Annotated in this window: 24 protein-coding genes; 17 read left to right on the top strand and 7 right to left on the bottom strand. The window is 64.3% G+C overall.

The window, feature by feature from the left end; genetic code table 11:
* Positions 1–2: 2 nt before the first annotated feature.
* Positions 3–767: a PIG-L family deacetylase gene (locus KIK15_RS15560; protein ID WP_214245591.1), complete on the bottom strand. Its 765-nt coding sequence runs from the start codon at positions 765–767 to the stop codon at positions 3–5.
* A gap of 225 nt (positions 768–992) precedes the next feature.
* On the opposite strand from KIK15_RS15560, the gene htpG reads away from it, so the two are divergent.
* From htpG to KIK15_RS15525, 7 genes are all read left to right on the top strand, one after another.
* A complete protein-coding gene (htpG, locus tag KIK15_RS15555; RefSeq protein WP_214245590.1) occupies positions 993–2936 on the top strand; it encodes a molecular chaperone HtpG in 1944 nt (647 codons plus the stop codon).
* Between the two features lie 54 nt (positions 2937–2990).
* Complete coding sequence (locus KIK15_RS15550) at positions 2991–4319, top strand: ammonium transporter (RefSeq protein ID WP_307851922.1); 1329 nt, start codon at positions 2991–2993, stop codon at positions 4317–4319.
* 324 nt (positions 4320–4643) lie between these two features.
* Entirely contained in the window at positions 4644–5333 is a 690-nt protein-coding gene (locus tag KIK15_RS15545; protein ID WP_214245589.1) for an MspA family porin, read from the top strand.
* A 41-nt stretch (positions 5334–5374) separates the two neighbouring features.
* Entirely contained in the window at positions 5375–6061 is a 687-nt protein-coding gene (locus KIK15_RS15540) for an MspA family porin (protein ID WP_214245588.1), read from the top strand.
* Between the two features lie 104 nt (positions 6062–6165).
* Positions 6166–7041: an SGNH/GDSL hydrolase family protein gene (locus KIK15_RS15535; RefSeq protein ID WP_307851921.1), complete on the top strand. Its 876-nt coding sequence runs from the start codon at positions 6166–6168 to the stop codon at positions 7039–7041.
* Positions 7038–7568, top strand: a complete 531-nt coding sequence (locus KIK15_RS15530; protein WP_214245587.1) for an AAA family ATPase — start codon at positions 7038–7040, stop codon at positions 7566–7568. Before KIK15_RS15535 ends, KIK15_RS15530 begins: the two co-directional genes overlap by 4 nt.
* Positions 7544–8830: an MFS transporter gene (locus KIK15_RS15525; protein WP_307851920.1), complete on the top strand. Its 1287-nt coding sequence runs from the start codon at positions 7544–7546 to the stop codon at positions 8828–8830. The genes KIK15_RS15530 and KIK15_RS15525 overlap by 25 nt, the downstream gene beginning before the upstream one ends.
* 16 nt (positions 8831–8846) lie before the next feature.
* Here KIK15_RS15525 and KIK15_RS15520 read toward each other — a convergent pair whose 3' ends face one another.
* A complete protein-coding gene (locus KIK15_RS15520) occupies positions 8847–9131 on the bottom strand; it encodes a hypothetical protein (protein ID WP_214245586.1) in 285 nt (94 codons plus the stop codon).
* A gap of 537 nt (positions 9132–9668) precedes the next feature.
* Here KIK15_RS15520 and KIK15_RS15515 point away from each other — a divergent pair.
* Positions 9669–10097, top strand: a complete 429-nt coding sequence (locus tag KIK15_RS15515; RefSeq protein WP_214245585.1) for a VOC family protein — start codon at positions 9669–9671, stop codon at positions 10095–10097.
* Positions 10098–10257: 160 nt separating this feature from the next.
* Positions 10258–10641, top strand: coding sequence for a class I SAM-dependent methyltransferase (locus KIK15_RS15510; protein WP_214245584.1), 384 nt, complete (start codon positions 10258–10260; stop codon positions 10639–10641).
* Between the two features lie 32 nt (positions 10642–10673).
* Here KIK15_RS15510 and KIK15_RS15505 read toward each other — a convergent pair whose 3' ends face one another.
* Positions 10674–11528 carry an alpha/beta fold hydrolase gene (locus tag KIK15_RS15505; RefSeq protein WP_214245583.1) on the bottom strand — a complete coding sequence of 285 codons (855 nt, stop codon included), beginning with the start codon at positions 11526–11528 and terminating at the stop codon, positions 10674–10676.
* A 76-nt stretch (positions 11529–11604) separates the two neighbouring features.
* Here KIK15_RS15505 and KIK15_RS15500 point away from each other — a divergent pair, with 76 nt between their 5' ends.
* Positions 11605–12141 carry a DinB family protein gene (locus KIK15_RS15500; protein ID WP_214245582.1) on the top strand — a complete coding sequence of 179 codons (537 nt, stop codon included), beginning with the start codon at positions 11605–11607 and terminating at the stop codon, positions 12139–12141.
* 42 nt (positions 12142–12183) lie between these two features.
* On the opposite strand, the gene KIK15_RS15495 is transcribed toward KIK15_RS15500, so the two are convergent.
* Entirely contained in the window at positions 12184–12960 is a 777-nt protein-coding gene (locus KIK15_RS15495; protein WP_214245581.1) for a DJ-1/PfpI family protein, read from the bottom strand.
* 164 nt (positions 12961–13124) lie between these two features.
* Here KIK15_RS15495 and KIK15_RS15490 point away from each other — a divergent pair, with 164 nt between their 5' ends.
* The 3 genes from KIK15_RS15490 (at position 13125) to KIK15_RS15480 (ending at position 14906) form a co-directional block, all read left to right on the top strand.
* Positions 13125–13595, top strand: coding sequence for an Imm26 family immunity protein (locus tag KIK15_RS15490; RefSeq protein WP_214245580.1), 471 nt, complete (start codon positions 13125–13127; stop codon positions 13593–13595).
* Positions 13596–13719: 124 nt separating this feature from the next.
* Positions 13720–13920: a hypothetical protein gene (locus KIK15_RS15485; RefSeq protein WP_214245579.1), complete on the top strand. Its 201-nt coding sequence runs from the start codon at positions 13720–13722 to the stop codon at positions 13918–13920.
* 311 nt (positions 13921–14231) lie between these two features.
* Complete coding sequence (locus KIK15_RS15480) at positions 14232–14906, top strand: hypothetical protein (protein ID WP_214245578.1); 675 nt, start codon at positions 14232–14234, stop codon at positions 14904–14906.
* 198 nt (positions 14907–15104) lie between these two features.
* On the opposite strand, the gene KIK15_RS15475 is transcribed toward KIK15_RS15480, so the two are convergent.
* A complete protein-coding gene (locus KIK15_RS15475) occupies positions 15105–15668 on the bottom strand; it encodes a dihydrofolate reductase family protein (protein WP_214245577.1) in 564 nt (187 codons plus the stop codon).
* 86 nt (positions 15669–15754) lie between these two features.
* The gene (locus KIK15_RS15470) at positions 15755–16111 is read right to left on the bottom strand and encodes a hypothetical protein (RefSeq protein ID WP_214245576.1); all 357 of its coding nucleotides are present in this window, start codon (positions 16109–16111) and stop codon (positions 15755–15757) included.
* A 62-nt stretch (positions 16112–16173) separates the two neighbouring features.
* Here KIK15_RS15470 and KIK15_RS15465 point away from each other — a divergent pair, with 62 nt between their 5' ends.
* Complete coding sequence (locus KIK15_RS15465; RefSeq protein ID WP_214245575.1) at positions 16174–16608, top strand: VOC family protein; 435 nt, start codon at positions 16174–16176, stop codon at positions 16606–16608.
* 13 nt (positions 16609–16621) lie between these two features.
* On the opposite strand, the gene KIK15_RS15460 is transcribed toward KIK15_RS15465, so the two are convergent.
* Positions 16622–17263: an MBL fold metallo-hydrolase gene (locus KIK15_RS15460; protein WP_214245574.1), complete on the bottom strand. Its 642-nt coding sequence runs from the start codon at positions 17261–17263 to the stop codon at positions 16622–16624.
* 76 nt (positions 17264–17339) lie between these two features.
* Between KIK15_RS15460 and KIK15_RS15455 the strand changes: the two genes are divergently transcribed.
* Genes KIK15_RS15455 through KIK15_RS15445 form a run of 3 tightly spaced genes read left to right on the top strand, consistent with a single transcriptional unit; the run spans position 17340 to position 19174 of the window.
* Entirely contained in the window at positions 17340–17795 is a 456-nt protein-coding gene (locus KIK15_RS15455) for a MarR family winged helix-turn-helix transcriptional regulator (RefSeq protein WP_214245573.1), read from the top strand.
* A 1-nt stretch (position 17796) separates the two neighbouring features.
* Complete coding sequence (locus tag KIK15_RS15450) at positions 17797–18420, top strand: GyrI-like domain-containing protein (RefSeq protein ID WP_214245572.1); 624 nt, start codon at positions 17797–17799, stop codon at positions 18418–18420.
* A 10-nt stretch (positions 18421–18430) separates the two neighbouring features.
* The gene (locus KIK15_RS15445; RefSeq protein WP_214245571.1) at positions 18431–19174 is read left to right on the top strand and encodes a dienelactone hydrolase family protein; all 744 of its coding nucleotides are present in this window, start codon (positions 18431–18433) and stop codon (positions 19172–19174) included.
* Positions 19175–19273: the final 99 nt, after the last annotated feature.

Below are 19273 nucleotides of genomic sequence, written 5' to 3'. Positions count from 1 at the left end.
AGTCAGCGGAGATCCAGGTCGGCCCCGGATCCCACGACATCGCGGCGTAGATACCACTCGGTGCACAGCGCGGTGTCCAGGCGTTGCCGATCGAGGCTGAGCATCGCCGTCAACTCCGGGCTGCGTTCGATCTCAGACCGATGCGAGGCGATGGCGGCGACCTTCTTGTCCCGCCACTGCGACACGTCCAGCGCCAGGTCGATTTCGGAGTCGGGGGTGCCGGGTAACACCTGATCAGCCCGAGGCGCCGTCCCGGTCAGCACCTCCCACAGTGACGTGGTCAGCGACGTCGGAAGGGTGGAGAGGTACACCGACGACACCTGCCAGGGATCGCCGAGGGCGCGATACATCGGAGCGCAGGATGCGGCCTCGACCGCAGCCAACGCCAACCGGTGGGTGGCGATGTGGTCCGGATGGCCATAGATGCCGAACGCGTCGTAGGTGATGACGACCTCGGGTTTGATTCGCCGGATGGTCTCGGTGATGCGACGGATCACCGAATCGACCGGCGCCTGCGCGAGTGGTGCTGCGGCCGGAGCGGATTCAGGGAAACCGATGTCGGCGTATCCCAGCATGATCGCCTCCGGTCCTCCCAACACCTGCAGAGCACGGCCGAGCTCGCGGTGGCGCAGAGTGCCGGGCGTCCAGGTGCAGGTGAGCAGGGACACCTGCGCCCCGAGGTCGACTGCACGCGCCAGGGTGCCGCCGGTCCACAGGGACTCGTCGTCGGGGTGGGCGTGGATGAACAGCACGCTGGGATGCGACACAGAGCTCCTTCATCGGGTGCGATCAGGGGTACGCAGGACCTACTGACCACCCTGCCTCGTGCAGACCCAGCCGGCCGGTCACTGTGGCTGAGGGCCTGCTCACAGCCGCTATCATCGAGAGCCGACCCGCACGGCCGCACCCGCATCGGATCACAGGTGTCGACAACGAGGCGAGGGGCCGCGGGGTCGGTGACCGGACAGAAGTGACAGAGGAGAACGAACGACGTGAGCGCATCAGTCGAAGAACGTGAGTTCCAGGCCGAGACCCGCCAGCTGCTCGACCTGATGGTTCATTCGGTCTATTCGAACAAGGACAGCTTCCTGCGCGAGCTGGTGTCCAATGCCTCCGACGCGCTGGACAAGCTGCGCTTGGAATCATTCCAGGACAAGGACCTTCAGGTCGACACCGACGATCTGCACATAACTCTCGAACGCGACATCGACGCGCGGACCCTGACGGTGCGCGACAACGGGATCGGGATGTCGCGTGAGGACGTGGTCGGCCTCATCGGGACCCTGGCGCGATCAGGCACCGGAGAACTGCGACAGAAGTTGGCCGAAGCCAAGGACGCAGCCGCCTCGGCCGACCTCATCGGGCAGTTCGGCATCGGCTTTTACTCGACGTTCATGGTCGCCGACAAGGTCACGCTGGTCACCAGGCGGGCCGGCGAGACCGAGGGAACTCGCTGGGAGTCCACGGGGGAGGGCACCTACACGATCGAGACCGTCACCGACGCGCCACAGGGCACCGCAGTGACGCTGACCCTCAAGCCGGTGGACACCGAGAACGCCGTCCATGACTACACCTCGGATGTGACCCTGCGGCAGCTGGTGAAGAAGTATTCCGACTTCATCGCCTGGCCCATTCGCATGGACGTCACTCGCACCGAGACCGACGACGACGACAACGAGACCGTGGTGGTCGAGACGCAGACCCTCAACTCCATGAAGGCGTTGTGGGCGCGGTCGAAGGACGAGGTGAGCGAAGAGGAGTACACCGAGTTCTACCGTCACGTGGCCAAGGCGTGGGACACGCCGCTGGAGACGATCGCCCTCAAGGCCGAGGGAACCTTCGAATACCAAGCGCTGCTTTTCATCCCGTCGCAGGCTCCGTTCGATCTCTTCATGCGTGAGCGCACCACGGGTATTTCGCTCTACGTCAAACGGGTCTTCATCATGGACGACTGCGAGGAGCTGATCCCGGAGTACCTGCGCTTCGTCAAGGGTGTGGTCGATGCTGCTGACCTGTCGCTCAACGTATCTCGCGAGATCCTGCAGCAGGACCGGCAGATCCGGGCGATCCGGCGCCGCCTGACCAAGAAGGTGCTCTCGACCATTGGCGAGATCCGGTCGACTCGCCCTGAGGACTACGACAAGCTGTGGGCAGAGTTCGGTCGCGCGATCAAGGAGGGGCTGCTCAACGACCCCGACAATCGTGATGCGCTGCTGGGCATCTCGGCCTTCGAGTCCACCCACGATCCGGACAAGACCACCTCGCTGGCGGATTACGTCTCGCGGATGCCGGTGGGCCAGGATGAGATCTACTACATCACCGGCGAGTCCCGCGCGGCGATGGAGAGCTCTCCACACATGGAAGCGTTCCGCGCCAAGGGAATCGAGGTGTTGCTCCTCGGCGACCCGGTCGACGAGATGTGGGTGACCTCGGTACCGGAGTTCGACGGCAAGCCGTTGCGTTCCATCGCCAAGGGTGAGGTTGACCTCGATTCCGACGAGGGCAAGACCGACGAGGAGAAGAAGGCCGCCGAGGAACAGCGGACCGCGCTGGAGGAGAAGTTCTCGGGCCTGACCACCTGGCTCACCGAGACCTTGTCCGAGCAGGTGTCGGAGACCCGTTTGTCCACTCGTTTGGTCGACAGCCCGGCCTGTCTGGTCGGCGATACCTTCAGCTTCTCGCCGCAACTGGAGAAGCTCTACCGCGCGTCGGGCCAGTTCCTGCCGCCGACCAAACGGATCCTTGAGCTCAACCCCGAACATCAGCTGGTCACCGCGTTGAAGGACGCCTACGACGCGGACCCGGCCGCAGCCGGTCTCGCCGACACCGCAGAACTGCTCTACGGGATGGCGGTGATCGCCGAGGGCGGCGAGCTCAAGGATCCTGCGCGGTTCAGCAAGGTGCTGGCCGACCGGCTGGCTCGGGTCGTGGTGTGAGCCGCCTGCTAGCTTGACGGTCGCGCTTTCGACCGACGAGCAGAGGAGCTCTGGGTGAGCTATCCGATCATCGACACACCCGATGCGGCCAACACGGCCTTCGTCATGATCAGTGCCGCGCTGGTGTTGGTGATGACCCCGGCCCTGGCGTTCTTCTACGGCGGCATGGTCCGCGCGAAGAGCGTGCTCAACATGATGATGATGTGTTTCTCGGCCATCGGGGTCGTGTGGGTGCTGTGGGTGCTGTTCGGGTACTCGATGGCCTTCGGTGACAGCCTCGGCGGGTTCGTCGGCGATCCCACGCAATTCGCAGGTCTACGCGGCCTGTTCGGCGGCAACTATTCGGCTGCCGAACCGGCCAAGGCGGCGATCCCGCTGGTCGGTACTGTGCCGGCGCTGGTGTTCGTGATGTTCCAGGCCGGGTTCGCAATGGTCACCGTCGCACTGTTGGCCGGTGCGGTGGCCGACCGCATGCGCTTTTCGGCGTGGATGGTCGTGGCCGCGGCGTGGGCGGTGCTGGTGTATTTCCCGGTGGCGCACTGGGTGTTCGCCTTCGACGGTCTGGCCGCCGAGCATGGCGGCTGGATCGTCAACAAGCTCAAGGCAATCGACTTCGCGGGTGGGACGGCCGTGGAGATCAACTCGGGTGCATCGGCTCTGGTGCTGGCGATTGTTGTCGGGGCTCGGCGCGGGTGGCCACGCGATCCGATGCGGCCCCACAACCTGCCCGCCGTCATGTTGGGTGCGGGCCTGCTGTGGTTGGGCTGGTTCGGCTTCAACGCGGGTTCGGCCTTGGCTGCTGACGGCACTGCGGCGATGGCGCTGGTCAACACGCTCGGCGCCGGTGCGGTGTCGATGATGAGTTGGCTTGTCGTGGAAAAGGTTCGCCAGGGCAAGGCCACATCGTTCGGTGCAGCTTCCGGTGTTGTCGCGGGCCTGGTGGCCATCACCCCGTCGTGCGCGTCGGTGGCGCCGGAAGGGGCGATCGCCATCGGGGTCGTCGCCGGTGCAGTGAGCTCGTTGGCCATCGAGCTGAAATATCGTTTCGGGTATGACGATTCGCTCGACGTGGTCGGTGTTCACCTCGTAGGTGGCGTCATCGGCACCCTGATGATCGGGCTGGTGGCCAGCAGCGCTGCGCCCGCCGGTGTGGACGGCCTGCTGTATGGAGGCGGGATCGATCAGCTGTGGCGCCAGGCGGTCGCGGTCCTCGCGGTCGGCGGGTACGCCATCGTGGTGACCGCGGTGATCGCATTGGCGGTGCGCGCGACCATCGGACTGCGCGCGGGCGCCCAGGACGAGGTCGACGGTATCGACGACGCCGAGCACGCGGAGACCGCTTACGACTTCAGCGCGGCCCGCGGTGGCCGCCTCGAAGGATGATGGCGTACTCATCGCAGATGAACAGCATCTGTCTGACACACAGACGTCGGCTTTCTGAGACGCAGCCGACGCAGACACGAAAAGTCAACGGACAGTAATGCTTTCCTAGCCTCGACAAGAACTTCGAGGCGAAAGTCGGAATTCATCGGCGCGACGGGTGAACGAGGTGAACCCACCTGCTCCCATTAACGCCGCGTTCACATCACTCGCTGACGCTGCTCCCTGGTCGGCGGCGCACCTGCGTTGCCCGACGCTTTCATGTCACGCATCGAGGAGATCTCCCGGGCCACACCCGGGGATCGTGAACGTCCGAAAGAGGAATCAATGAGCAAGAACTCCACCGCGTTGCGGCGAGCTGCTTCGCTGGGGACGATGGCCATGGTCGGTGCCACCGCAGTCGGACTGGTCTCCCAGGGTGCGGCCAACGCCGATACCTTCATCAAGCTGCCCAACGGTGCGGCCAAGGGCGACGATCTCGCCATCACCCGCACGCACGAGAAGGTGCAGATCTCTCCGTCGTTGGCGGCCAACGGGATCGGGCGCAACGCGTGGGTCTCGGCCGACATCACCGTCTACGCCCCCAAGCTGCCCACCAAGAAGGCAGGCCCCAACCGCGGCGCCGCGGGCGAGACCGCACTGCCGGGCACCAACAGTGCCGAGACCACCGGCGCGGCGGCGACCGTCACCGTCGGCTACATCATCGGCTGCCAGATCCAGGTCAACAACCTGGTGTTCGGTGGAACCAGCGGTTTCAACCTGACCACCACCGGTGTGACCATCACCGGCGGCTCCACCCTGCAGGTTCCGTTGGCTCCCGGTCAGGTCAACTTCGTGGTGCTCAACACCCGCAACCTCGAGAAGGCGGGCACCTACTACCTGTCCTACGACCGCGCCCAGCTGCAGGTGCAGAACTGCGCTGGCTACGCCCAGGCCCGCTCGTACTCGGTGATCGAGACCACCGGAGACAACCACCAGAAGGTGACCCTGTACGGCAAGCCTTTCCCCATCGGCTGACCGACACTTCCATCAGACTCACTGAGAAACAAAGGGATTCAATGATCACCTCTCTTCACGGTTCGCGTCGCATCGTCGCGGTCGCGGGCTCCAGCGCTGTTGTCGCCGTGGCCGCGGCCCTGCTGGCGCAGGGCTCGGCTTCGGCCGACGTACTCCTCAAGCTGCCGTCCCAGGTGCAAAGCCAGACCCTGCCCGACGGCACCAAGATCTCCATCTCGCGCGTCAACGAGCGGGCCATCATCGCTCCGTCGTTGGGTGCCACCCCGCTGCACCGCGCCGCCCAGGTGTCGGCCAAGTACCAGGTGACCACCAGCAAGAAGGCCAAGATCCGCATCGGCGCCGGTTACATCGTCGGATGCCAGGTGTCGATCACGGGTACCTCGGTCACCCCGGGTGTCTCGGGCCAGGATGCGATCACCTCGGCCACCGGTGTCAACGCGATCACCGGCGGCGCCACCTCGGCCGGATCGATCACCCTCGGTGCCGGACAGGCCACCTCGTACTTCATCAACAACGTGGAGAAGGCTGATGACTTCGGTCAGCAGCAGCAGACCACCAACGTGGACTACGAGACCACCAACGCCAAGCTGAGCTACGTCAACAGCCAGCTACAGCTCACCGGCTGCGCCGGTTACGCCCAGGCCCGTTCGTTCGCAGTCATCCGGGTGCGTACCTCGAACGTTGACAAGCAGGTCACCTTCTACGGCAAGCCGTTCAGCATCGGCTGATCCACACGTCTTGACCTGACGGTCAGCTGCCCCCGACTGCGGTCGGGGGCAGCTGTCGTCTTCTGGTGTCACCATGGTGAGGGCGAATTGATAGCGTCGTGCCCGTGCCCACACAGATCGCCCGGCCTCGACATCTCGCCGGCGTGCTCGCGACAGTTGTGGCCGTGGTGGCCTCCATCGTCGCCGCGCCGACCGCATCGGCGGCTCCTGTGCAATACGTGAACCTCGGCGACAGCTACAGTGCCGGTGCCCTCGTGCCCCCGAAACGGGCCGGGTTCGTTGCCCAGTGCCGCCAGTCGAGTCGCAACTACGCGCACGTCATCGCCGCTGCGCGCGGCTATCTGCTCACCGACGTGAGCTGTGGCAGCGCAGCGACGAAACACATGTACCTGCGGCAGCTTCCGGGGACGCGGCCGCAGCTCGACGCTTTGAGTCCAGCAACTCAACTGGTGACCCTGATGATCGGCGGGAATGACGACAACGTGTTCGCCAACTCGGTGAAGGCGTGTGTTGCAGCGTTCGTATCCGCGCCCACCACGCAGGCACCATGTGAGCGTCGCTACGGCGACACTCTGGCCCGACCGGTCCTCACCCGGACCGGACCTGCGGTCACCGCAGTGCTGCGCGCCGTGCACGCCCGCGCCCCGCGTGCCCGAGTTTTCGTCGTCGGTTATCCCGGGATCCTTCCGTCCGGCGGCAACTGTCTGCTCAACCCCATTGCGCCTAGCGACTTTCCGTATCTGCAACGTCTGCAGGCCACCCTCAACGGGGTGATCCGCGCCGCCGCAGCAGCGACGGGGACGACCTTTGTCGACATGTCGGTTGCCTCACGGGGGCGCGACAGTTGTGCGCCCGAGAACGTGCGGTGGATCGAACCGCTGATCTCGTACGGTCGGGCCGCGCAACTGCATCCCAATGCAGCCGGCGAGCAGGCGATGGCGCGCGAAGTCCTCGCGGCGATCGATCAGCGGTTTCGGTGAGCGAGTGTCCTGAGCGGATTGTGGTCGCCGGTAGCTCCGGCTCGGGCAAGACCACGTTGTGTCGCGTTGTTGCGCAGCGGCTCGAGCTCCCGTTCGTCGAGATCGACAGCCTGTTCCACGGACCTGATTGGACTCCTCGCTGCGACTTCGTCGACGACGTGGCCGCGTTCATCGCGCGACCGCGCTGGGTGTTCGAATACGGCTACGGCTCTGTTCGCGATGCTGTGGCTGCCCGCGCGAGCGTCATCGTCTGGCTCGATGTGCCGATCTGGCAGAGCTACGGTGCCTTGCTGCGGCGCACCTTGATGCGGTCTGCGCGCCGAGAAGTGTTGTGGAACGGCAACATCGAGCCGCCGTTGACATCGGTGCTCACCGACTCCGAACACATCCTGCGCTACGCGTGGCGCCACCGTGACAAGTACCGTCGACTTGTACCAGCCGCTGTGCAGGCCAATCCGGGGGTCCGCTTGATCCACTGCCGAACCCGCGACGACGCCTACCGGTGGCTCGACTCGGTCGCACCGTGAACTGGCCGGGCAGGTGGCGGCCACCTGCGTCGTTCACGGCGGGGACGTTTGTGCTGCTCGGCGGCCTGTACTTCGCTCAAGGGCTTCCGTTCGGCTTCTTCACCCAAGCCCTGCCGGTGGTGTTGCGGCGCAGTGGATATTCGCTGATCACCATCAGCGCCACGGGCGTGCTGTTCTTGCCGTGGGCGCTGAAGTTCCTGTGGGCGCCCTACGTCGACCGGTACGGCACCCGTCGTCGGTGGCTCATCGGATTGCAACTCGCCTGTGCGGCCACCGCGCTGGCGTTGGCCGCAGCCGATGTGTCGACGACATTCGCCTGGCTCTTCCTGGGTGTGGCCGTGATCAACCTGTTCTCAGCCACCCAGGACGTGGTGACCGACGGCATGGCGGTGCGGCTGCTCGGCGTGGCCGACAAAGGCATCGGCAACGGCATCCAGGTGGGTGCCTACCGCATCGGGATGGTGGTCGGTGGGGGAATGTTGCTGTGGCTCTATGGTGTTGCGGGATGGCGGCCACTGTTCGTGGTGATGGCCGTGCTGCTGCTCGCGGCGATAATCCCAGTGTGGCTGTTGCGATCGCATGCGGCGCGAGCTGATGCAGGAGGCAGGTCCGCCGATCGTCCGCGCCCCGCGCAGATGGCGGTCATGTGGTGGCACCGGCTGCGACGCCCGGGGATGGTGACGGTGGTCGCGCTGGTGGCCTGCTACAAGTTCGGCAACTCGATGGGATCGGCGCTCATCGGGCCCTTCCTGTCCGATCGGGGATTGTCCATAGGCACAATCGCATTCATCGACGGCGGCTTGTCGTCGGTATCGGCGATCGCCGGTGCGGGGGTGGGTGCGTGGCTGGCCCATCGCTACGGGCGGCGCCGGGCATTGCTCCTGGGCGGGGTGGCGCAGACGGCGGCACTGAGCCTTTACATTCTCTCCTCGGTCGGCATCGGTGGGGTAGGTCTCATCGTGGCAGCCAGCGTCACCGAACACGTGTTGGGTGGGGCCGCCACGGTGGTGGTCTTCTCGTTGATGATGGATGCGGCTGAGCCCCGTTATGCCGGCAGCGATTTCACCCTGTTGGCCAGCGCGGTGGTGGTGGCGCAGGGGGTGGCAGGTGTGGTGGCCGCCGTGGTGGCGCAGGGGTTCGGATATCCGATGATGTTCGCGGCGAGTCTGGGTCTGTCCGGGTTGGGTTGTTACGTGGTGCTGCGGGCGCTGACGCGGGGTGTCGGCACCGCCGATCTGCGGGTGGCGCTGGCGACGCGCTGACAGCTTCCTGGCCGAATCAGGTGGGTGACAATTCCTCGGACAGTTCAGCGTGTCCGGCGTGCGCCGCCCAGCCTGCCGCGGTGGCATGGAAACGGGTGTCGATGGCGCTGCGGTCGGCACCGTGTTCGAGGAGCCACCGACACATGTCGCCGCCGAAGGCACCCGTGAGTGCGGTGAACGGCGATGGCAGTCCCTTCCACAGGAACCCGACGTTGGGATCGGCACCGGCCTGCAGCAGCACGCAAGCGCTCGCGACCGGAAGGCGTTCGGCGGGGGAGTCGGCAGCGTCGGCCGTTTCCATGGGGCGGGTGTCGTGCTCCCGCAGCGCCAGGTGCTCCCGTAACGCCGACCACCCGGCAAAACCGTGTGAGCGGGCCAGGATTCGCTGCGCCCGGTGGAGATCGGCAGGCTGGCCGTCGACGGGGTGGATCGTATCGGCGCACGAGTTCTACTGCCAGTGAGTGCTTTTCACGCTGGGGATCGCGGAATGCGCGCCACATACTTCGCGGGGTTCTTCGGCCAGACCAAATCGGGGTTGTCCGGCAATGTCCACGTCGGCGCGCGCAGGTTTCATCGATCAGGAATGCCAGGGTTGGGCACGACGCCGTCCTTCGCGTGCGATCCCGATGTCCGCGCGCTCGGGGGCGAACGAGGCAGTCCACAATGACGGCTTTTTCAGGTGGGTTGGACCCTGTCCGCGGACCGGAGGCATCCGCAGCGCCCAAGGTGAGCGCATCGGTCGGTCGGTGGCCGGGCAATGGTACGAGTGTGGGGGCGTACCCTCTAGGTGCATGCGCAGATGCGCATGCAGAGATGCGATGCCGTCGAAAGGCCCTCCATGCCGATCCCAGTGACTGACTACAACCACGTGCGACTCACCGTGAAAGACATTGCCGTGTCACGGAAGTTCTACGACGAGGTGTTCGGGTTCGACGTCGCCTACGAGATTGCGCCGGACGCCGATGCAGCGACCCGTGAGCAGTTGGGATTCCTTTTCGGCGGGGTGATCTACGCGTTCGGTGGCGGGCTGTTGGGACTGCGCCCGGTGGCGCCGGGTGACGACGCATTCAGCGAGAACCGTGTGGGTTTGGATCATGTGAGTTTCACGGTGTCATCGTTGGCCGAGGTGCATGCAGCTGCGGCGACCCTGGATGAGCTCGGTATCGCCCATGAACCCGTGAAGGATCTCGGGGCCGCGGGGATCGCGATTCTCGAGTTCCGCGACCCGGACAACATCGCATTGGAGATCACCGGTCCCAACAGCTGACGGCAGCACAGGTGTGATGCGGCAGCCGGAGTTCGGACTGGACGCGCCTGGCGTGTTCGCTGGCTTCGTGGGGGTGAGGTGGTTCTCGACATCGGGTCAGGCCGCGGACTCGTCGCCGTGACGGCAGCACAAGCGCCTGAGCAGCGGAATTGTTGTCGCAGTGGATGTGTGGAGCGACAAGGATCTCACCGGCAACAGCTCAGCTGCGCTGCGCCTCAACGCTCGGCGTCATGGGGTGGCCGAGCGCATCGTGGTCACGACCGCTGATGCCGTGGCTCTGCCGCTCCCGGATGACTCGGTCGACGTTGTGGGCAGTGTGTTCTGCCTGCACAACATTGCTGTCGACGGCGGTCTGGCGGTGGCGTGCCGTGAGATTGCCAGGGTGCTGCGGCCGGGCGGCATCGCAGTGATCGCCGATTTTCCGGGCGTGTCGCGTCATGTCGATGAGCTGCGTGCAGCCGGACTCCAGGTGGACGGGCCGCACCGCGGCGACTCCATCGCCAGGGGGCCGGCGGGATATCTGCTGGCTCGAGCGCCTGCCTGATGTTCGGAAGAACTGACGAATCAAGCTGTGGTTCAGCGCTGTTCGTTCCTTACGCGGTTGACGATCTCTGCTGCCACCTCGGTGGCACTGTTCTCGGGTAGCCAATGGTTGCCGTCGGGGATGGCCACGAAACGGTAGTCGCCGGCGACGAAGCGTGCCGTTGCCTCGGCTCCGGCGCGGCTGAGGTAGGTGTCGTGCTCACCCCAGATATGGGTGGTGGGTACACAAACCCGGCCGATCGGCTTCCCGGACAGGGGGAGTGCCCGGTAATAGTTGAGCGCCTTGCCCAACGCGGGGGTGTCCATCACTGCGGCGCGCACGATCGCGGTGCTCTCGGCGTCGAGTCCGCTTGCATGCATGGTCTTTTCGAAGGTGGTGCCACGCGGCATGAGGAGTTCGGGGATGAACGGGACCTGGAATGCCAGCATGTACCACGATCGTCGGGCCTGATCTGAGTGGCGCACAGCCCAGATGAATGCGCCGGGGTGCGGTACCGACACTGCGGTGTAGGACGAAATCCGTTCCGGATAGGAGGCTGCGGCCGCCCACCCGATCGATGCGCCCCAGTCGTGTCCCACCAGATGCACCGGGCCGCCGAGGGTGTCGATGAGGGCGGCGACGTCGGCTGCCAGTGTGGGTGTCGTGTAGTTCCAGCGTCCGCGGGGTCGGGCGCGGGGACTGTACCCACGCTGATCGGGTGCCAATGTGCGGATGCCGGAGTCGTTGAGGATTGCGGTGACGCGTCGCCACGACTGCCGGTTCTGGGGGAATCCGTGCAGCAGGACTACGGGAATCCCGTTGGATCCGGGGCTGTCGAGCGGGCCGGAATCGGTGACGTCGAAGATGAATGACTCGTGTCGGAACTCCGTGATGGGCGTGGCTGTCATGGATGGATCATCGCATCAGCCCGGGCGTCGCGATGGGACTTGTCCATGATGCACAACGATCATTAGTGTTCGTCGCATGCCGATCGAGCCGGACACCAAGAACTGGACCTGGGTCCTGGAAAAAGGTTGTGATGACTGCGGATTCGATGCGTCGGCGATCGATTTCAGAGATATCCCTGATCTGGTGATGACGAATGTCTCCGGGTGGGAGTCAGCCCTGTCGGTATCGGATCCACGTGTGCGGCCCAACGATTCGACGTGGTCGCCGCTGGAATACGCGGCGCATGTGCGCGATGTCTTCCACATCTTTGCTCGGCGGCTGGCCTTGATGTCGGTGGAGGTCGACCCGTTGTTCGAGAACTGGGATCAGGACGCGACCGCCGTTGCCGAGCGTTACAACGATCAGGATCCGGAAGTCGTTCTGCAACAACTCATCAGCGAAGGACGCGGCGCGGCTGCTGCATTCGAGGCGGTACCTGAGGGTGCCCGTTCGCGGACCGGACGACGCGGCGACGGCAGCGTGTTCACGGTGGAGTCGTTGGGCCGCTATTTTGTGCACGACCCGATCCATCATCTGTGGGACGTGACAGGTGCAGCGCATCGCACCACTTGACCGAGGTATCAGCAGCACGTCGGCCTTCGGTACGGAGGTCGTTTACGGGATCCGACGGCGACCCGAGAATCGACGGCGTGCGCGGCTGATCGCGATGCGCCAGACCGTGCCCGACAGGGCCGCCGATTCACGGAGTAGATCGGCCGGTTCTTTGAGAGCGAGCTGTGCCGCTTCGCGGCTGACGATCGCGGCGGCAGCACGACGGGTGGTGGCATCTGCTTTCGCGAGGCTTCCGCTGTCGTAGGGCGGCTGCGGGTCGTATTCGATCAGCAGCTGCGCAGCGCGCGCGACCGGATCGCCCGCCACCTTGCCCACCAGCCACAGAGCGAGATCGATGCCAGCTGACACGCCTGCACCGGTGACCACCCTGCCCGCCTGCACGATTCGCTGATCATCGACTGCCCTGACGCCGAGGCTGTCGAGGACTGCAAGCTGAGACCAGTGCGTTGTGGCCGACTGACCGGCCAGCAGACCCGCGTGCGCGAGGACGATTGATCCGGTACAAACGCCGGCGGTCCAGGTGGCCTGCTGGTGGACCCGTGTCAGCCAATCGATCAGCTCGGTGTTCTTGGTGATGCTGGCGCTAGCGGTGCCGGACCCGCCGATCAGAACGATGTCCGGCGTGGGTGTCTCGTCGAACGAATGGGTGGCCGCCATGATCAACACGCCGCTGTCGGCGACGACCGGCCCAGGCTCGGTCCAGACGAAACGCACCTCTGATCTCGGGATGAAGCGCAGGACCTCATAGGGTCCGGCGATGTCGAGGACCGTCATCCCCGGATAGACGACGATCGCAATCTGGATGGGTTGTCGCGTCATGGTGCCTCCCGTAGGTCGACGTGCCTCCTGCGAGCGTCGCACACGGATGAGTGAATCGATGCGTCTACAGCCAAAATTGCGTGTTGGCTGCGAGGCATATGCATTGTTGTGATAAAGTGCTCGATAATCTGATCAGCCGAGTTAACCGTATCGTGAGGCAGAGGATGAGCGACGGTGCAAAACGTTATAGCTGGGAGAAGAAAAAGCGGACTATGCTGCGTTTCATAAAGCCCGGAGACTTCTTCTGCTTTCTTTTGCCGTCCGGTAAGTTCGGTTGTGGACGAGTGATATCAAAGGTAAGCGTAGGTCACTCCGCGGAGTTCTATCCCTCCCCCCTGGACGAGCCCGTTCTTTGGGAGAACTGGGCAAATTCCGGTGTTTCTTTCTATGACGTGCTCGACAGCTATTCACTTTTTGATAGAAGACTTGAAGGAGATTGGCGGATTGTCGGCAGCGCTGATATTGAAGAAAAGAAAGTGTATCGGGAGGTCTTTTTTGTGTATGGCTCGTCAGGTGGTAGATACAAGGTCAACCTGATGGGGCAAGAATGTGAATGTAGTGAAGAGGAATATAGGGCGCTTCCGCCATACAGGCCGGCGGGCAATGCAAATATTCTGAGTCGAATGGGCTTTTGAGGCGTGGCGTTGCTAGAAGGCGACGCTTGCAGAACCATGGGTTGCCCCTCAGCGCCTAGCTCGAAACGTCACAGTGACGTTTTGAGTGCGCATGACGACGTTATGTTGGCGAGGCATGAGTTGGATGGCCGAGGCCATCTGGTGGGTAACCGTCGTCCGGTTCGACGACCGCGGTCCGCTGGTGGAGCGCCTTATCGGGGTGATCAGTTGGTGCGGGCAGCCCGCTGGGCCAGCGCATCGGCGAAAGTTGCGTCACGACGTCGGCCTCGCCGAAGTGCGCTGGCGCGGCCAGCAGACGCAGGAGCATCTCGTCCTGACCAGTTAGCTTGACGCTGTCACGGCAATCGCCGATAAGATGCATTATGTCAGGTAGTGGTCGAAAGTGGCTGGTGAACGTGCGGTTGCGCTGACGACGTCCTGACCGGAAGCTTCGAGTTCGATGATGGTCACTGGGCGTTCTTCCTGAGCCCCGAGGCGGACCAACTCATCGGTGCCTATAAGTACACATTTCGTTGACGCGTGCGTCGACCCGTTTCTCCGACCGCTTACGGCGTCGGCAACGCTTCGTCGCCGATGTCGACATCGGGAACGGACACGTGAAAGGCGGGATCATGGATCTGGCCATAGTCTCGGCTGGTGAGCCAGAGCGGGGTGTATATCGCCGAAGTGGAGACGTCGGTCGTTTCGCTGCTATCGAAGGGGCAGTCTCCCGAGGCGGTTGAGGCCCTGCGCCGCCAGGTGCCGATCCAGCGAGAGGCGTTCGACAGCTTCGTTTTCCAGGCAACGCAGTGGGCCAGGGATGACGGGGCTGCGGACTCGTTTTCGTTTGCTTGTGAACGCCTGAGGGCCGCGCGCCAACGGGACGCGGCTGCCATTGGTCAGCCGGTAACTTTGATACCGCCCTCGGTCTCCGACCACGTCGATCGAATCGTGTCTCGGTGGCGGCGAATTCCGCCCATCCCGGGGTCTTTGGAGTTGCCTGGTGAGGAGGCCCAGCTACGCGATGAGCTGTACTCAAGTCTCGGTGGCGATCTTGGTGACGGGCGTGCCGCCGCGGGTTGGCGCGTCCATAGCCGTATGTGGTCGGCGCGAATCTCGGACGGGTTCGTCCATCCAGCAGTCGGCGCTTACCTGTGGCACGACAATGCTGGTCGTTACAGCCAGGATCGCGTGGTCGTTGGTGGTCCGCTGATAGCCGCTCTCAGCGCGGCTGGCGAAATGTGGGGCCGGTGGTGGCGGGAACCGCAGCACCGCGTGGCAATCGAACAAGAGATCACAGCCTTCGCATCCATGCTGGGCTGGGGGCCGTAACGATGAACATTTTGGGTCTGCTGCCTGCCTTGCCTCGTGAGCCCTGAGGGAGGCAATTCGAACACAGGTTCTATGCTGGTGTGATTGTCGGGGAGGTGCATGGTGGGCGAGGCGGGTTCGTTGGTCGCGGACTATGCGGCGGCGTACAGCGCTGCAAAATCGGAACTCATCGGTTCGGTGCTGGGTATCGCCAATTGATCATCGCTCGCGGACGCGTCGATAGTGCACCGCGATGATCCCGCTCCTCAACGTGGTTGCGGAGACCAGATCTAGTGCGCGAGTGCTGGGCAGCCCGCGTTGAAACAGCGTTGGGCCGTGGCCGACGATGCGCGGTTGGATCAGGAACTGGTAGTCGTCGATGAGGTCGAGGCGATCGAGTTCAGTTGCCAGCATCCCGCTACCCAGCAGGACACCGGTCGGAGTCGCATCCTTCAACGCCTGCACCGCAGTGCGCAGGTCGCCGCTGAGGTGATGGCTGTTGGCCCACGGAAACGTGCTTCGGGTCGTGGACACAACGTATTTCGGTTTCACGTTCAGATTTCTCGCCCACTCGCGCTCGGCGTCGGAGGCTTCCACGTCGCCCCGCGCGACCGCCGGCCAGTAGCTCTCCATCATCTCGTAGGTGATGCGACCCCACAGCATCGCTCCCCCGTCGTTCATCAGGCGGGTGAAGTGGGCGTGGGTCTCCTCGTCGGCGATACCTTCCCGATGATCAACACAACCGTCGAGGGTGAGGTTGAGGCTGAAAGTGAGGTTTCCCATGCCGCATGACGCTACTCGCTGCCCCGTTCTGGCCGCCCGATGCTTTCACCAAGCGAAATCCTCTCTGCCTCTGTGGCGTCCGGGGTTCATTGACCGTAGGTATAGCGGAGGTTGGCGTTGATGAGCTCGCCGATCCGCTGGCACATGTTGCGGAACAACTGCTCCTCGGGTGTAGGCGGAATGACCAGCAGCGACCAGCGCAGCGCTGTCTCGCCGCCGGCGTCGGACAGTTCGAAAACGCTCCTTGCGTCGGGGCGCTTGATCCAGATCGACGACCAGGTGACCGTGTCGGGTCGGTGGAATTGCAGGATCCGCGGTGCGATCTCGTCGTCGAGGAGGTGTAACCACTCGCGGCCGGACGTCCGATTAGGGTTGGACAGGTCGTCGAAGACCACCCAGGCGGGGGCGGGTTGCTTTCGCTGTCTGGTCGCGATGATTTCCACGCCGACACCGTAATCGCTTCGATCGTCGCCGCGGCCGCTGCGAGTCGGGCTATCGTCGTTCGATGACAGCAGCGCGAACTGTGCAGGTGACGTTTGACTGCGCCGAACCCGAGAAGGTGGCACGATTCTGGTGCGCCGCACTTGGATACGAGATCCCTGCTCCCCCGTCCGGATTCGATTCGTGGGCGGCGTTCAACGCGGTTCTCCCGCTCGACATCCAGGGGTCCGCGTTCGCATGCCAGGACCCCGCCGGTGTTGGGCCGCGCTTGTTCTTCCAGCGGGTGCCGGAAGGAAAGGTGGTCAAGAACCGGCTGCACCTCGACGTCCGAGTTGGCACCGGATTGGTCGGGCAGGAACGCGTTGACGCATTGGAAGCCGAGTGTGCGCGTCTGGTCGACCAGGGCGCGCAGCGGGTGGAACTGCTCCCCGCATCAGGCGTCGACGAGGCATGCATAGTGATGCGTGACGTCGAGGGCAACGAATTCTGCTTGGACTGACCATTTTTCGCAGTCAGATCGTTACCGACTCGCCCGGTTCCAGTGTGAGGAGCGTGGTTTGCGTGAGGCTGTCCTGACCCAAGAACATGCCTGCCGAGCGGATACCGACCTCGCTGAGCATCACGTCGTGGATCTGGATGCTCTGGCGCGGCTTGACGCTGCGCACGTACTCGATCGCATCGCCCATCGTGGTCCACGGCCCGCTGGTCGGGACCAGCAACGTGTCCACCGGCTCGTCGATCACGAGGTAGGCATCGCCGGGATGTAGCACGGCGCTGTCGATCAGGTAGCCGATGTTGTGGACGCAGGGGATCTCGGGGTGGATCATTGCGTGCTGCTCTCCGAACACGCGCACATCGAATCCTGCTGTGGTGAAACGATCTCCGGCGGCGACAGCGTGCACGCGATCGCCGAACTGGGTCAGTGCGCCGAGTGCGGACTCCGGACCGTGGATGTGCAATTCCGGCCGTGCCTGCAATCCTGCTCGCACGGCGTCTACATCGATGTGGTCGAAATGCTCATGGGTGATGAGGATGGCTTCGGCGGCCGCGATCAGTTCCGCGGCGTCGCTGGTGAACGCGCCCGGATCGATGAGCAGCGTGGCGTCACCCTTGCTCAGGGTGACGGTGGCATGTGTGTGTTTGGTGAGTCGCATGCAGGGGTTCCACTTTCGCTAGATGTACAGGATAACTGTATATGCGGAAATGCAGTTTGGCTGTACGATGTGGGGTGTGAGCACTGGTGAGTCGTCGGTGTCGGCAGTCGAACTCGACCAGGCCGATGAGCTGCGCGAGGCCGTCGGAGAGTTCGTTCGCGCGGTCCGTCATCGGTCTGATCGCATCGGTTCTGGCCAACTGGACACGCTGGGTCTGCTCGCGCGCAGCGATGCGTGCAGCATCGCCGAACTGGCGCGCCAACGCGGTGTCCGCCACCAGAGCATGCGGTCGATGATCATCGAACTCGAAGCTGCAGAACTGGTCTCGCGGGCCCCCGATCCCACCGATGCTCGCGGTAGCCGCACATCGCTCACTCCTGCCGGGCGTCGTCTCGTCGAGTCGGAACGCACTGCACGTGCGGGAGCCATCGCGCTGGCGTCGCGATCGCTGGACGCGCGGCACCGTCGACTCCTGGAGGCGGTGCCCGGGCTGCTGCGCACTCTGACCGCAGCCGTGGTTGCGCAGGAGTGACATGAGCGCCTCAATCGACTTCAAGCGAAGCTGTCAGACCTACCGTGCCACCACCTGTTTCGCCCAGATCGAGGTTCCAGACCGTCGCTACCTTATGATCGACGGCCACGGCGACCCCAACACGTCGGCGGCGTACGCAGAGGCGATCGCGGCGGTCTACCCCGTCGCCTACGCGGTGAAGTTCGCCAGCAAACGGTCTCTCGACAGGGACTATGTGGTCCCGCCACTGGAAGCGCTGTGGTGGGCGGCTGACATGGACTCGTTCACCGTGCACCGCGACAAGACTGAATGGGATTGGACGCTGCTCAGCATGGTGCCCGACTGGATATCGGTCGGTCTGATCGACGATTCGATCGCCGCGGTGCGCGCGAAAGGTGCTGCACCGCAGCTGGACCGCTTGCGCCACAACATCTTGTCTGAGGGTCGCTGCGTGCAGGTGCTGCATGTCGGACCCTATGACGACGAGGCGCAGACCCTGCGTCGACTGCATGATGAGTACATCCCGAACCACGGTCTGACCATGACCGGGCGCCACCACGAGATCTACCTCAGTGATGCCCGTCGAACTGCGCCGGAGAAGCTGAGGACCATCCTGCGCCAGCCCGTGATGATTAGCCGCGCGTAGGTTGTCGGGTATGGATCTGATCACCTTCGCCGCCCCCGGCGGCACCGTCGAAGCCCATGTCGCCACTCCCCCATCTGGGTCTGGCCCTGGTGTGCTGCTGTTCATGGACGCCATCGGGCTGCGCCCCCAGATCGCCACCATGGCTCAACGCATCGCAACATGGGGGTACGTGGTCCTGTCTCCCAACACCTTCTACCGCGAAGGCACCGTTGCTGACCTGATGCCCACCGCCGATCTGCGGGCACCGGGAGAGCGGGAGAAGCTTTTCGCCGCGGTCGGTCCGCGCCTGAGCCGACTGACCGCCGATCTGGTGAACGCAGACATCGAGGTCTATCACCAAACATTGGTGGGTTTGCCTGCAGTGCAGGGCACTTCGGTGGGAACGGTGGGCTACTGCATGGGCGCTCGTCTGATCACCCGGTACGCGGGTGCTCACCCCGAATCGGTGGTGGCGGCCGCGGGTTTCCACGGTGGCGGGCTGGTGACCGACGAGCCCGACAGTCCGCATCTGTCGCTGGCGACCGCGCGGGCCGAGTTCGTTTACGGCCACGCCGACAACGACGGGTCGATGACCCCGGACAACGTCGCCGCCCTCGGTGAGGCACTGGCTGCTGCCGGGGTGCGCGCCACCAACGAGATCTACCCGGATGCGCCGCATGGCTACTCGATGGCTGACACCAGCATGTATCAGGAGGCGGGTGCCGAGCGCAGCTTCGCCGAACTCCAAGCCCTCCTGGCGCGCACCCTCCAGTAGCGGCAACATCAGGGTGAACCCGCCGCTGTGACGCCCGGTGCCGAACCGGCTCTGTCACGCGATCGGCCGCACAGCGCACGCACTGGTCGAGCAACGCTC

The organism is Williamsia sp. CHRR-6, from assembly GCF_018474015.1.
Classification (GTDB): domain Bacteria; phylum Actinomycetota; class Actinomycetes; order Mycobacteriales; family Mycobacteriaceae; genus Williamsia_A.
This window is presented reverse-complemented; position numbering and strand designations above follow the sequence as displayed.